Genomic DNA, 14,100 nt, shown 5'->3' with positions numbered 1-14,100 from the left:
AGTATTTAAGTTGATTTTAAGGTGTTGAATTAAGTGGAGATAACTTAAGGGATAAAGCAAAAAAAAGAGATTGATTATTAATCTAATTTATTTTGAATTTGTTCTAGCTATTGTTGTTGGCATTAATGGAGGCAAGAATGGATTCGGAAATCCATTCTTATGAGATTGAATTATTTTTAGTCGAACAATTTACCGCAGAATATTAGAGTTAAATATTCTGAGGTTCGCCAAACAATGCGGTAAAGGCATGATCAGGACGAGGCTGTTTCATAAAACTTTCACCCACAAGGAAAGTGTGAATGTCATTTTCTTGCATCATGGTGACATCCGCTGAGGTTGCAATGCCGCTTTCCGTCACTAATAAACGAGATGGTGCAAGTTGTTTTTTTAGACGAATTGATGTGTTCAAATCAACATCGAAAGTTTTTAAATTACGATTATTAACGCCTAATAAACAACGATCTGATAATTTGAGAGCACGTTCTAGTTCATATTCATCATGCACTTCAACCAGTACATCTAAATGATGTTCAAATGCAGTTTTCGACATTTCCTCAAGTTGTTGATCTGAAAGACATGCAACAATGAGAAGGATACAGTCTGCATGCAATGCGCGAGCTTCAATCACACCATAAGGATCGATTAAGAAATCTTTTCTTAGTGCAGGCAAATCACAGTGAGAGCGAGCAATATGAATGTTCTCATCGGCACCTTGGAAGAAATCAATATCTGTAAGTACTGATAAACAAGCTGCACCCGCTGATTGATACTGTTCAGCTATTTCAGCAGGATTGAAGTTTTCTCGAATAATGCCTTTAGAAGGAGATGCTTTTTTGATTTCAGCAATGACAGCAGGACGTTTGTGTTGTAGTGCTTGAGCAAAACCGCGAACAGGGCTAGCGGCTTGAGCGAGTTCTTCGACGTCCTTATAACTACGTTGTTTTAATCGTGCAGCAAACTCTTCTTGTTTACGGTCAACAATTTTGCCAAGAATAGTATTCGCGATATCTAACATAAGAATGTCCTGACTTAATTAAGCTTCATAATGTTTTATTGTTTTTGTGAATTCAGAAAGCACATCCATCTTTTCAAGTGCCTGACCACCATAAATGATGTCATGTGCTAATGCCACACCTTGTTTATAACTCGAAGTTAAACCTGAGACATAAATACCAGCACCAGCATTTAATGCAATCATACTGGCCGCTTTTTCACCTTTCGGTGATTTTTTCTTACCTAGTGCATCTTTGATCAGTGCCAAACTTTCAGCAGAGCTATCAACAGATAAATGCGTCAATGTTTGAGACTCAATCTCTACATCCTCAGGGAGGATTTCCCATTCAGTAATTTCACCATTTTTTAACTCAGCAACATAGGTGGATGAAGCAAGACTGATTTCATCTAGCCCATCTTTAGAGTGAACAACCATGACGTGCTCAGCACCAAGTTGCTTAAGAACTTCAGCAATAGGTCGACATAATTCTGTTGAGAACACGCCAATTACAAAGCGCTTTACACCAGCCGGATTCGTAAGCGGGCCAAGTAAGTTGAAAATGCTTCTGAAGCCCAATTCTTTACGAGGACCTGCTGCATACTTCATTGCTTTATGATGGTTTGGAGCAAAGAGAAAACCCACACCCAAATCGCGGATACAGCGTTCAGTCTGTGCCATATTTAGGTCGAGATTAATACCAGCTTGTTCTAATAGATCTGACGAGCCTGATTTTGATGACACACCTCGGCCACCGTGTTTGGCAATCGTTGCACCTGCAGCTGCAATTACAAAACTTGATGCAGTTGATACATTAAACAGGTTTTGTCCATCACCACCCGTGCCAACAATATCGACTAAGTATGGAAGATCACTGACATCAATCTTGATCGCATATTCACGCATCACGCGTGCAGCAGCAGTAATTTCGTCAATACTTTCGCCTTTTAAACGTAAACCCATCATTAATGCACCGATTTGTGCATCAGTCGCTTCACCATCCATAATGGTGCGCATAACAGCTTCCATTTGAGGCTGTGTTAATTCAATATTTTTCGTAATGTTGTTTAATGCTTGTTGAATATTCATGTCTTGCTCTTACGCATAAATTTCTAAGAAGTTTTGGAAAATTTTGTGGCCATGTTGGCTGAGTATCGATTCTGGATGGAACTGAACACCTTCAACGGGAAGGGTTTTATGTTTCACACCCATAATTTCTTCCATAGAACCATCTTCTTCATTGGTCCAACACGTCACCTCTAAACATTCAGGTAAAGTCGCTTGATCAATGACTAAAGAGTGATAGCGAGTCGCTGAGAATGGAGAGGGTAGATTGCTAAAGATCCCTTGATCAGAGTGGTACATGTCAGATAAACGCCCGTGCATTACTTTTTTTGCACGAACAATATCTCCACCAAATGCTTGCCCGATACTTTGGTGACCTAAGCACACCCCAAGCAGTGGAATCTTGCCTGAAAAGTGTTGAATCGCTGGGATTGAAATACCTGCCTCAGAGGGAGAGCAGGGACCAGGTCCAATGACGAGATATTTTGGTTGCCATCGCTCAATATCCTCCAAAGTCACGGCATCATTACGGACCACTTTTACTTCCTGATTTAACTCGCCAAAATATTGGACGATGTTGTAGGTAAAAGAGTCATAGTTGTCGATCATCAGAAGCATTTTAAGCTTAACCTCTTGAAATTTATAATTTAACTTAATTTAGCTTTGTTATTCACATTGATAGGATGCATCACAGGGTGTTGACTGCATCCTTGTCTAGTAACTCAAAGCGATTAAGTGGCAGTTATCATAGCAGATTCTTTTATCAGCGCAGGTTAAATTTTGGGGTTCAAAACATCAGCAATATTGATCACTTAAATCAAATTAATGTGTGAATGAATGGTTCTAGGTGAATAGCGCTAATAAATGAAATATTGATCTGAATCTAAAAGCTCATACGTGTTATTCATAAGTTTTTTTAATCATTGTGTTTGATGAGTGAGATTTGTGTTAAAAACAAACAAACAAAATGCACTCAGTAAATTTATAATTTATAAGATTTAGTCTCGCGGTCGTTCACTTTTACATCATTTATCTAAGATATTTAATTTTACTGAACTAATATGATGCACAAAATTTAGATTTATCATGGCTCGATGTGTATTAATAAAGTTATGATTGAGTTGGATTATTTGTCTTCCAAATAAAAATAAAATATTAAAATTTTTTATTTAATGATATATAAAACAATGTGTTAAACGCATGTGTCTGAAAATTTGATCCATTTTTCTAATTTATAAAAATTTATAAAATATATCGTTTGGTAAATTAGGTAATTAAATCCCTGAATAAACTTGACTTTAAGTTTAATAATTAAACGATCATGCTCTGAGATGCACCATTTTGATACAGGTTGTAAATAAATATTTTTTATTGCGATGAACTGTGCCTGAATATGGTGCATTTAGTTTTAAGCACAGTATAATAGTCGCAAAGCAAAGTGAATAAAGCTGTTAATCTGATAAGGATTTCAAGATTTTAGCTTTGCTTTTAAAAGTTGGTACGGTAATTGCTTTAAAACTACCAACTACTAACACGCACTAAATGTGCAACAAAAAATCATCGGAGCAAAATGAGCATGGCGAACAAGGTCCTACAACTCATCCAAGAAAGTGGCGCAAAATGGGTAGACTTCCGTTTTACGGACACTAAGGGTAAAGAACAACATGTTACTTACCCAGCAGATACTATCGATGAAGATACTTTTGAAGATGGTAAAATGTTCGACGGTTCTTCAATTGCTGGTTGGAAAGGTATCGAAGCGTCTGACATGATCTTACGTCCAGATGCTGAAACAGGTTTTATCGACCCGTTTTTTGCAGAGCCAACTGTAGTGGTGACTTGTGATGTTATTGAGCCATCTACTGGTCAAGGTTATGACCGTGACCCACGTTCAATTGCTCGCCGTGCAGAAGAATATTTAAAATCTACTGGTATTGGTGATACTGCTTTCTTTGGTCCAGAACCAGAATTCTTCGTATTTGACGAAGTTAAATGGGACATTGATATGTCTGGTGCTCGCCATACATTAATCGCTGAAGAAGCTGCTTGGTCTACAGGTAATTCTTACGAATCAGGTAACTCAGGTCACCGTCCACGCGTTAAAGGTGGTTACTTCCCAGTGCCTCCAGTTGATTCTCACCACGATATGCGTGCAGAAATGTGTGCGAAAATTGAAGACATCATGGGGCCAGGTCGTGTAGAAGTACATCACCATGAAGTTGCATCTTGCCAATTAGAAATTGGTGTGAGCTTCAACACAATGGTTCGTAAAGCTGATGAAGTACAACAGTTTAAATATGCTGTTTGGAACGTTGCTCATCAATATGCTAAAACTGCAACGTTTATGCCTAAACCAATGGTTGGTGATAACGGTTCTGGTATGCACGTTCATATGTCAATTTCTAAAGACGGCAAGAACTTGTTTGCTGGTGATGAATATGCAGGCCTTTCAGAAATGGCATTGTATTTCATTGGCGGTATCATCAAGCACGCACGCTCATTAAATGCGATTACTAACCCTTCTACAAACTCGTATAAGCGTTTAGTGCCACATTATGAAGCGCCAATTATGCTTGCTTACTCAGCGCGTAACCGTTCAGCTTCTATCCGTATTCCATACGTTTCTAGCCCGAAAGGTAAACGTATTGAAGCACGTTTCCCAGATCCAATGATGAACCCGTACTTAGGTTTTGCTGCATTGTTAATGGCGGGTATCGACGGTATTCAAAACAAGATTCATCCAGGTGAAGCTTCAGACAAGAATTTGTATGATCTACCTCCTGAAGAAGAAGCAAAAATTCCTACAGTTGCACACAGCTTGGATATGGCTTTAGAAGCTCTTCAAGCGGATCACGATTACCTTCTTAAAGGTGGCGTATTCACTAAAGAAATGCTTGATGCTTACATTGAGCTTAAAACTGAAGAAGTTCGTCGTCTTAATACGACAACTCACCCAGTTGAATTTGATATGTACTACAGCCTGTAATTCGTTCACGAATTTCGCTGTAAAAAACCCGCGCAATGCGCGGGTTTTTTTGTGTTTTGAGTTAAAATAAATGTAGTCAAATATGAGAAATATTTCATGGCAAAGCCACGTAAAAAGCACACGGGATTTTTTCCTTGGAATGATCCAAGCGACCACGAAAAAGGATTTAAGCTCAATTTTTCTGAAGTGACCTATTTGGAAGTTGGCAGAACCATGGAAGGCTATAAACAGGCACAATTTCTTGAACTGAGAAATCCTGATTTGGCTTTACAATTTGATTATCCAAATGAATTTTATATCAGTGCCGAAGGTTTTATTTTAGTAAAAACAGCACAAGGTAAATTTGAAGTGATTGCAAAATCAGACAGTGCTTGAATGTGTGTGTCTGCGCCTAAAAAATAAGATTTATTCCTTGTGATCATCCAAGTCATATTTGAGTAAGTTTTCACGCTCATAAGGCGCATCCTCAGCAGGATATCTTAAATTTTCAATATTTTGGCTCTTGGCGATAGACCATATAATACTCTCTCCAGCGGGGATATTAGAGCTGAAATTCTTATATAGTGGATTAGTATAAGCATCTGTTGCATTGATTATTTTCCAACCTTTGCTTTCTAAGGCTAGAATGATCTCGCCTAGAAACTGTCCATTAATCGCATTCGTATGGAGTAACAATACATGTTGAGGAGAGTGTTGAAGGGTTTGCAATGCGAGTGAGTCATAATATTCAGCTCGATCAAGAAGATGATCAATATAAGCACGCTTCAATCTTTTAATGTGTGACGTTTTTCCTGCTTTTAGATACGCTAGATATTTTTGATTATAAAACCAGTCACTTGCATCAATACTGACACCACCATGCTGGTAATGATTTTGTTTTAACCAGTTTTGGACTTGATCTCTTTTCGCAATATTATTGCCTTCTTTGAGATAGGGATATCTAAAAATTTTCCTATAGTTTTTTAAATCACGAAAAACTAATTCATTAATTCTAATGCTCTTGATGTAGTCTTTCGCCAAAACTTCAGGTTTATTTAAATTTTCGTGAAAAGCACTGTGATTGCCAACAATGTGTCCGTGTTTATCCCATTGACGTATTAAGTCTTTACCCGCATTGTCACCGATTTTGATGTAACTTGGGAAAATGATAGATTGAATATTTTTGTTTTTTAAATGCGCTAGTATTTGTTGATTAATGTGTGGAGCAGTAGGATCGATAGTTGGATTTAATCCATCATCAAAACTCAGTGCTAATTGACGAGCATGAGCTTGGGAAAGAAATAACAGTGATATAAATAAGTACAAGCTAAATTTAAGCATGTTTAATGAAGTTGTTTACGAATGAATGTTTATAGCATTTTTTGGGGGAGTGCAGTATGCAATGTGTGAGGGTGATGTCTTAAACTAAACCATAGGTTTGGTGCATTAGTTCTAAAGCTTGGGTACACTTGAGAGTATAAAATAATGGTAGTCTGAAATATGCTTGAAAGCCGTCAATTTAATCATCAGGAAAAATTAATGTGTCCTGAGTTAAAAAAATGGTTGTACGCCTCAGGCTCACTTACCCAACAACTCACAGATTTAGCTGATGGAATATTTAAAGTTCAACGAATCCAAGAGCGATTTAAACGTTTAAACTTTAATGATGCTAGCTGGATGGGTGTATCACATCAGCATACTTCTTGGGTTAGAGAGACTCATTTATTTGGTTCTGATTGCGAACCTTGGGTAAAAGCGAAATCTATTTTTCCAATTACCAGCCTTCAAAAAAAAGCACGTCTCTTTCAACATATTGGAAATCAGCCTATAGGTCGATTCCTGTTCCAACGCACAGAACCGCAATGCCAACGTCGCGTGATCTTACTTGAGGATGGATGGACCAGACAGAGCTGTTATACTTGGCATGGCTGTAAATTTATTGTCCAAGAAACATTTTTACCAGCATTTGAACGTTTTATAAAAACTCATTGAGCTAGACTTTATGGCAACCGCACAAGCAATCACCTGGCGCGAGCGTTTAAGCGCTTATTACTATTTATGTCGTTTCGATAAGCCAATTGGTACTGAGTTAGTCCTGTGGCCCACCTTATGGGCGCTGTGGATTGCAGCTGGTGGAATACCTGATGTAGTGACACTGCTTGCCATCGTATGTGGCACTATATTTATGCGTGCAGCGGGATGTGCCATTAATGATTTTGCTGATCGTAAAGTGGATGCACACGTAGAAAGAACTAAAAATCGTCCATTAGCCACAGGTGTGATTTCGGCAAAAGAAGCAGTTTGGGTGTTTATCGCACTCGTTGCTGCAAGTGCTTGTACATTGTTTTTCCTGCCTATTGAAACTTTTTATTGTGCTTTAATTGGGCTGGTACTTGCTTTCATCTATCCATTTATGAAGCGCTATACGCATTTACCTCAAGTGGTACTGGGGATGGCATTCTCATGGGGTATACCGATGTCATTTACTGCAATGGGTAAGCCTTTGGATTGGACGTGTTGGCTACTTTATTTCGGTAATTTGGCTTGGACTGTGGCTTATGATACTCAATATGCAATTACGGATCGCGAATATGATTTAAAGATTGGGGTTAAGTCGACGGCTATTTTGTTTGGAAAAAATGATATTAAAATTATCAGTTTATTGCAGGCGATGAGTGTTATTTTAATTGGTACTGCACTATGGCTTGAACACATACTTGTCCCTTTTGGATTAATCGCATTAGTGCTCGTGTTAGGTGATTTCATCTATCAATGGACCAAAACACGTGATAAAGATCCGCAATGGTGCTTCTGGGCATTTAGACATAACCGATGGGTAGGGGTGATGATCTTTATGGGGATTTTTATTGCATTAATTTAATCTTAACATTAAATAAAAATAAACTAATTAAGCATCCTAGTCGGATGCTTTTTTTTATGTTTAATTAAAAGTACTCATGGAGAGTGATAATAATGAATGGAAAGAATTATGAAGAGTACAATTAAAAAAACGGTTATCGCAATGTGCTGTACGGCAGCATTACTCTTAACGGCTTGTAATAGTGATGATGATAAAAATATTTTTCAAGAAAAAGTGTTTGTTGCTGAGAAAGCTTATCAAAAAGATAGTCTAGAGCAAGCTTCCAAAATCCAAATTATGACTTATTTAATGCCGAATGTTCTGGGTCAGAAAACTAAGGCTACAGCAATGGTCATGTTTCCTAAGACTGCTCAGCCAGCAGCAGGATGGCCAGTGGTGGTATGGGCACATGGAACAACTGGTGTTGGAGACGAATGTGCACCAAGCAATAATTTACTTAATTCGAATTTTGAAATTTTAGCGAACAGCCTTCTTAAAGAAGGTTATGTCATTGTAGCCCCTGATTATGAAGGTTTGGGAGTCAAGGGGATTCATCCTTATCTTCATCTATCTAGTGCTGCACAATCAGCGATTCATGCAATAAAGTCAGTTCACCAAGCATATCCATCACGATTAAATAAATCTTGGATGTCTGTCGGCCAATCCCAAGGTGGTCATGCATCATTAGGAATTGCACAATATGCCAATAATGATCCGTATTACAAAGGGGCTGTAGCAACTGCTCCAGCATCCAGTTTGGGTTACATTATTACCCAAGTCGCACCAAAAGCTATTTCAGCGATAGAAATTCAAAATAGAGATTTGGCAATCGCTATTTATTCAGAGCTATTAGCTTATGCTGCTTATACAGGTGTAGGGATTAAAGCATATGAACCTAGATTTTCATTAGCAACGATATTCCAATCTAGGTCTCAAGCTGTGGCAGAGAAAGCTGAGGGGTCGACTGGTGAAAATGGCCTATGCTTGATGCCATTAATTGATGAGTTTAGAAAAGACATTAAGACTTATTTGGAATCAAATTCAACACAAAAATTAATGGACTATCCTGGGTTAAAGGTTGGCTTTGAAAATGATCCAGTGGTGAGTAGTTTTTTAAGTAATAATCAGCCTGGAACTCAAAAACTCATGAAACCGGTTTATGTGGTTCAAGGTGAAAATGACACCGCTGTCCCATATCAAGTAACACAACAATTAGTAAATCAGTTAAATGGATTGGGGACTCAACCTCCAATTGTATTAGATATGGTGGCAGGAGCATCGCATACACAAGCGATTGTTGAGAAAAATGATGAGGTTGTTGATTTTATTAAATCGTATTTACCGGTGCGCTAAACGTGACTATGTCAGCTAGGGTGTTGCATCCTAGTTGACACTTAAAGCTAAAGTTTTTTCTATGACTTTATTCTGTTATATTGCCTCGGACTCAATAACACAGGTTTTGTTGATGACTTCATCAAAAAAGAAATTCACCACTAAATTTATTTTATTGGCAAGTCTTGGTCCTCTTATCCCGTTGCTTATCATTGCGATCGCTTTTTTTGCAGTAAAGAGTGATGCAAAGAACAAAGCAGAGTACGATCGGTTACGTGCAGAACAAGCCGCGCGAATTGAAGCTAGAGAAAAACAAGAGCAGCTTGAGCAGAATGCTTCGTCTGTAGCAGAGCCTTTAAACTAATTATTTTTAGCAAGAATATCTTTTTTGAGGCTTTGAACACTTGGGATATCGTTATAGCGAAATACTCGATATCCTGCTTCATAAAACATTTGATCGCGCTCAGCATCTTCTTGTTCCTTACCAAGATGACTTGGATCATCGAGTTCGATAATGGCAATAACTTTAAGCTGATCATCCAGTAAGACAAAGTCAGTCACTTTTCGATTAAATTTAGCTCGAATCTTTAGACTGGGGTTTGTGATTAAAGCGCTAAAAGCGACTTGAGCAAGCACATGGTATTGCGGAAAACTCTCTTTTAATCTAAAAAACATTTTACTTTCAAATGCGGTAATAATGCGTTTGGGGTAAAAGCGTTGTGGCTTTTTAAATAATTGTTGAAAGATAATGGTGAGCAGGGCAAGGGTTGCAATAACACCAATAATTAAGAAAGTAATTTGACTGGATTGAAGCACAGGAATTCGTAAATAAAAGCACATATAAGAAAAAACCCACTCGATTGAGTGGGTTTTTAGAATCTTGGCTCTCCAACCTGGGCTCGAACCAGGGACCTGCGGATTAACAGTCCGTCGCTCTACCGACTGAGCTATTGGAGAATCTGGTACGCATTCTATGAGTCAAATGAAGAGAGGTCAAGCCTTAACATTGAAAAATATTAGAAATATGAATCAACTGATTTAAATTTAATCTAAGTGAAACGATCTATAGCTTTTTTAATAAATGGACATACTCTGCTTTGCTTTTCAGTGGATTCGCTTTACGGCATAAACTCATAAGTTCCATAATGGTTTGTTGTGATGATTCCACATTTACCTCTTTTTGAATTTTTTTAATCAGGAGTGTGTGTTCAGAGGATAATTCTGAAGTGCAGTGATACAAACGTTCATACATAAGTGCAGGGGCTACTTTATTATGTTCAGATTTCTGAGTGCATTGAAATATAAAGATGAGACTGCCAACAAGTAGAGACCAGAAAATCAGTGATTTAAGCCAAGGTGTATTCATTTTTAGACTTTTTTAGAAAATTAGAATAATTCTATAGCAAATCAAAAATTTAGGCAGAAAAAAACCCAAGTCATTATGCTTGGGTTTTTAGAATCTTGGCTCTCCCACCTGGGCTCGAACCAGGGACCTGCGGATTAACAGTCCGTCGCTCTACCGACTGAGCTATGGGAGATTAGATTGGCTCTCCAACCTGGGCTCGAACCAGGGACCTGCGGATTAACAGTCCGTCGCTCTACCGACTGAGCTATTGGAGAATCTGATGCGCATTTTAGGGTTGAAATTACTAGTCGTCAACCAATTATTGTAAAGAAATGAATAGTTTGATTTATTAATACTCAAATTGATGTAAATAACAAAAAAACCATCCTAAAAGGATGGTTTTTTAAACGTAATAAGACGGTTAAATCTTATTTTTCTACGCCAGCTTCTTGACCAGCATATTTCGCATTAGCGTAATCCCAGTTCACTAAGCTTTCTAAGAAAGTAGAAATATACTTAGGACGAGCGTTGCGGAAGTCGATGTAGTAAGCATGTTCCCAAACATCGATCGTTAATACAGCTACTTTACCATGAGCAAGTGGAGTATCGGCATTTGAAGTTTTCATGATAGAAAGTTTACCATTTACTTCATCAGCAACTAACCAAGCCCAACCTGAACCGAATTGAGTTGTAGCAGCAGCAGCAAATTCTTCAGCAAATTTTTCGTAAGAACCGAAAGCTTCGTCAATTTTAGCAGCTAAAGCACCAGTCGCTTTACCACCACCGTTTTTAGCCATACAGTTCCAGTAGAATGTGTGGTTCCAAACTTGTGCTGCGTTGTTGAAGATACCCGCTTTAGAAGCATCACCAGCAGAAGCTTTGATGATTTCTTCAAGCGTTTTACCTTCAAGATCAGTACCTGCAATTAGGTTGTTTAAATTAACAACATAAGTATTGTGGTGTTTGTCGTGGTGGTATTCTAAAGTTTCTTTGCTGATGTGTGGAGCAAGATCTTCGTAACCGTACGGAAGAGCTGGTAAAGTAATCGTTGTCATGTTTTAAGTTCCTTGCATTGTGCTGGGTTTTACATCGAAGTGCACTTATTGTAATAGATTCTCACCATATTTTGCGCATTACTTATAAATAAGAATACAGAATAAAGCGTGAATTAATATGTATAAGCTCACTCCAATTTAAAACGCGTGGTTAAATCAATTTAAATAGGATTATTGAGTTCAACGTAATGATATTCAAGACCAAATTGTTCACAAATTGCTTGACCTAGTCGTTGAACACCATAACGTTCAGTCGCATGATGTCCACATGCGTAATAATGCACATCTAATTCTAAAGCTTGATAAAAGGTACGCTCACTAACTTCACCTGAAATATAAGCATCGCAATTTTGTTCGGCAGCTTTAGTGATAAAGTCTTGAGCACCGCCAGTACAAAATCCAACTTTTTGAATACTTGGTTTATCAGCCATCAAATGTATCGCATCATAATTAAGTTGTTGTGACACAAAAGCTTTGAACTCATCTGGTGTCATTGCATTTTTTAAATAGCCGATATTTCCAATGGGATGACGTTCACTCGGATCAAGTGCTTCAATTTGATCAAGATGAAGTAAATCTGCTATCGCAGCATTATTTCCCAAGCTAGGGTGGCTATCGAGAGGTAAATGATAAGCTAATAGTGAAATATCATGTTGAATGAGTGATTTAATTCGCTTGCCACGCATTCCTGTAATCGGAGATGGCTCACCTTTCCAAAAATAGCCATGGTGAACCAATAAAACATCAGCTTGCAGCTCGATTGCAGCATCAATGGCTGATTGAGAAGCCGATACAGCACAAACAATTCGCTTTACTTCTGTTTTACCTTCGATTTGCAGACCATTGGGAGCGTAATCTTTAAATTCATTGGCCTTTAGGGTCTGATCACACCATTGGATAATGTCGTTTAGCTTTGCCATAATGTTCTTAAGTCTGTGAAAATATAAAGATCAAAGCATATTTTTAATATTAACTAAAGCCGAACAAAACTATTTTCACAATTTTAGGTATATAAATTTTTTTTGATTACAATATGCAGTCATAAAATACTTTTGTCATCAATAAATTAAAATTCTCAGAGGATATTAAAGTGCGCCGGTCCTTTACATGGTTACCATGGGTGTTACTCATCATTGTCATTATTAGTTTTGTCACATGGCAAAAACTAAATCAACCAAAGCCTCAAATAGCAGCTGATGGATATAAAATGCCAGCTGAAAAAGTAGAACCTTTGGTGGATACGACACGTTCTGGGGGAGTAGTGTCATACAATGCTGCGGTAAAGGTCGCAGCACCTGCAGTCGTTAATATTTTTACAACACAAACTGTAAAAAAAGTGGATCATCCGATTTTAAATGATCCTGTTTTTAGAGAATTTTTTGGTGGTCAATTACCTGAACGTTTTGGACAAGAACCAAATGAAAATAGTTTGGGTTCGGGGGTGATTGTTCGACCTGATGGTTATATTCTGACTAATAATCATGTGATTGCACAGGCTGACCAGATTGTTGTGGCTTTGTATGATGGTCGTCGAGCAGAAGCCAAAGTAATTGGAACAGATCCTGATACGGATTTAGCAGTCATTAAAATCGAAATGGACAAACTGCCAGTGCTTCCTTTCAAACTGAGTGGAAATGAAGTTGGAGATGTTGTACTCGCAATTGGTAATCCATTTGGCGTGGGACAAACAGTTACGCAAGGGATCATATCTGCGACAGAACGTTCGGGATTGGGTATAAATTTCTATGAAGATTTTATTCAAACCGATGCTGCTATTAATCCAGGTAATTCTGGGGGAGCACTCATTGATGTTGCAGGTAATTTGATTGGGATTAATACTGCAATTTTCTCGCAATCGGGTGGTTCTTTAGGAATTGGTTTTGCTATTCCTGCTAAAGTCTGCCAGCAAGTTCTGAATTCAATATTAAAAGAAGGCAGAGTAATTCGAGGGTGGCTAGGTATTGGTTTGGCGAATCCGACGCAACCCGATGTATTACAACCTCGTGAGAAGGGTGTAATTGTGAGCAGCGTCTATGAGTCTGGTCCTGCAGATAAAGCTAAGATTAAAGTCGGTGATCGGATCATGAAAGTAAATGATCAGGAGATCAACAATCCATCACAATTGATTAATTATGTTGCAATGCAATCACCGAATACCTCTGCAAAAATTGAGATTTTACGTGAAGGTAAGAGCATCAATACTGAAGTGGTTATTGGTGAACGACCAGCTGAAACCAGCGATCGTAATAGCCAGTATATTCCATTACCTCGTCGTTAAATTAACAAGCCCCAGTAATATGGGGCTTTTTTATAATTCTTAGATTCTATATTGTTTCATACCTTTGAATGAATCTGAATAAATCTGCTATTTAATAATTAAATACGGTCATGCATTCCTAAGTGACGGTGAGATAGAGTTTTAACACATGCAAAATTGAATTCACTCAACAATGATTAAACAGTGTACGAAACAAAAAAAGCCAGTGG

At 38.0% G+C, this 14,100-nt stretch carries 15 protein-coding genes and 3 tRNA genes; 7 read left to right on the top strand and 11 right to left on the bottom strand.

All coding sequences use genetic code 11. From position 1 onward, the window contains the following. Positions 1–208: 208 nt before the first annotated feature. From trpC to AC1M9K_RS03670, 3 genes are read right to left on the bottom strand one after another with little or no spacing between them, the layout of a single operon-like run. Positions 209–1,015, bottom strand: coding sequence for an indole-3-glycerol phosphate synthase TrpC (gene trpC, locus AC1M9K_RS03680; RefSeq protein ID WP_481586573.1), 807 nt, complete (start codon positions 1,013–1,015; stop codon positions 209–211). 18 nt (positions 1,016–1,033) lie between these two features. Further along, on the bottom strand, positions 1,034–2,080 hold the full coding sequence (trpD, locus tag AC1M9K_RS03675) for an anthranilate phosphoribosyltransferase (protein ID WP_035266991.1): 1,047 nt from the start codon (positions 2,078–2,080) through the stop codon (positions 1,034–1,036). Between the two features lie 9 nt (positions 2,081–2,089). Then, complete coding sequence (locus AC1M9K_RS03670; protein ID WP_092765952.1) at positions 2,090–2,674, bottom strand: anthranilate synthase component II; 585 nt, start codon at positions 2,672–2,674, stop codon at positions 2,090–2,092. Positions 2,675–3,626: 952 nt separating this feature from the next. Between AC1M9K_RS03670 and glnA the strand changes: the two genes are divergently transcribed. Together glnA and AC1M9K_RS03660 are read left to right on the top strand one after the other, a co-directional pair. Continuing rightward, complete coding sequence (gene glnA, locus AC1M9K_RS03665; protein ID WP_171076768.1) at positions 3,627–5,042, top strand: type I glutamate--ammonia ligase; 1,416 nt, start codon at positions 3,627–3,629, stop codon at positions 5,040–5,042. Between the two features lie 96 nt (positions 5,043–5,138). After that, positions 5,139–5,417, top strand: a complete 279-nt coding sequence (locus tag AC1M9K_RS03660; protein ID WP_180028688.1) for a hypothetical protein — start codon at positions 5,139–5,141, stop codon at positions 5,415–5,417. A gap of 30 nt (positions 5,418–5,447) precedes the next feature. On the opposite strand, the gene AC1M9K_RS03655 is transcribed toward AC1M9K_RS03660, so the two are convergent. Further along, positions 5,448–6,362, bottom strand: a complete 915-nt coding sequence (locus AC1M9K_RS03655; RefSeq protein WP_092765954.1) for a polysaccharide deacetylase family protein — start codon at positions 6,360–6,362, stop codon at positions 5,448–5,450. 159 nt (positions 6,363–6,521) lie between these two features. On the opposite strand from AC1M9K_RS03655, the gene AC1M9K_RS03650 reads away from it, so the two are divergent. From AC1M9K_RS03650 to AC1M9K_RS03635, 4 genes are all read left to right on the top strand, one after another. After that, positions 6,522–7,013 (top strand): chorismate--pyruvate lyase family protein, encoded by a 492-nt coding sequence (locus tag AC1M9K_RS03650; protein WP_092765955.1) that lies wholly within the window; start codon positions 6,522–6,524, stop codon positions 7,011–7,013. Between the two features lie 10 nt (positions 7,014–7,023). After that, positions 7,024–7,902, top strand: coding sequence for a 4-hydroxybenzoate octaprenyltransferase (gene ubiA, locus AC1M9K_RS03645; protein ID WP_092765956.1), 879 nt, complete (start codon positions 7,024–7,026; stop codon positions 7,900–7,902). Positions 7,903–8,010: 108 nt separating this feature from the next. Continuing rightward, the gene (locus AC1M9K_RS03640) at positions 8,011–9,234 is read left to right on the top strand and encodes an alpha/beta hydrolase family protein (RefSeq protein WP_481588534.1); all 1,224 of its coding nucleotides are present in this window, start codon (positions 8,011–8,013) and stop codon (positions 9,232–9,234) included. A 112-nt stretch (positions 9,235–9,346) separates the two neighbouring features. Then, a complete protein-coding gene (locus AC1M9K_RS03635; protein ID WP_051586562.1) occupies positions 9,347–9,577 on the top strand; it encodes a hypothetical protein in 231 nt (76 codons plus the stop codon). Here AC1M9K_RS03635 and AC1M9K_RS03630 read toward each other — a convergent pair. From AC1M9K_RS03630 to AC1M9K_RS03600, 7 genes are all read right to left on the bottom strand, one after another. Next, positions 9,574–10,053, bottom strand: a complete 480-nt coding sequence (locus AC1M9K_RS03630) for a DUF2726 domain-containing protein (protein WP_092765958.1) — start codon at positions 10,051–10,053, stop codon at positions 9,574–9,576. The genes AC1M9K_RS03635 and AC1M9K_RS03630 overlap by 4 nt on opposite strands. Before the next feature lie 41 nt (positions 10,054–10,094). Continuing rightward, positions 10,095–10,170: transfer RNA gene (locus AC1M9K_RS03625), tRNA-Asn, on the bottom strand. A gap of 106 nt (positions 10,171–10,276) precedes the next feature. Next, a complete protein-coding gene (locus tag AC1M9K_RS03620; protein WP_481588533.1) occupies positions 10,277–10,579 on the bottom strand; it encodes a hypothetical protein in 303 nt (100 codons plus the stop codon). Positions 10,580–10,675: 96 nt separating this feature from the next. Continuing rightward, positions 10,676–10,751, bottom strand: a tRNA-Asn gene (locus AC1M9K_RS03615). Between the two features lie 6 nt (positions 10,752–10,757). Then, positions 10,758–10,833 (bottom strand) — tRNA-Asn (locus AC1M9K_RS03610). 153 nt (positions 10,834–10,986) lie between these two features. After that, positions 10,987–11,613, bottom strand: coding sequence for a superoxide dismutase (locus AC1M9K_RS03605; RefSeq protein WP_092765960.1), 627 nt, complete (start codon positions 11,611–11,613; stop codon positions 10,987–10,989). A gap of 161 nt (positions 11,614–11,774) precedes the next feature. Beyond that, positions 11,775–12,533 (bottom strand): Nif3-like dinuclear metal center hexameric protein, encoded by a 759-nt coding sequence (locus AC1M9K_RS03600; RefSeq protein WP_481588532.1) that lies wholly within the window; start codon positions 12,531–12,533, stop codon positions 11,775–11,777. 170 nt (positions 12,534–12,703) lie between these two features. Here AC1M9K_RS03600 and AC1M9K_RS03595 point away from each other — a divergent pair, with 170 nt between their 5' ends. Then, on the top strand, positions 12,704–13,891 hold the full coding sequence (locus AC1M9K_RS03595) for a trypsin-like peptidase domain-containing protein (protein WP_180028696.1): 1,188 nt from the start codon (positions 12,704–12,706) through the stop codon (positions 13,889–13,891). Positions 13,892–14,100 lie beyond the last annotated feature (209 nt).

The organism is Acinetobacter sp. 24-47-67 (genome assembly GCF_056779735.1).
This window is presented reverse-complemented; position numbering and strand designations above follow the sequence as displayed.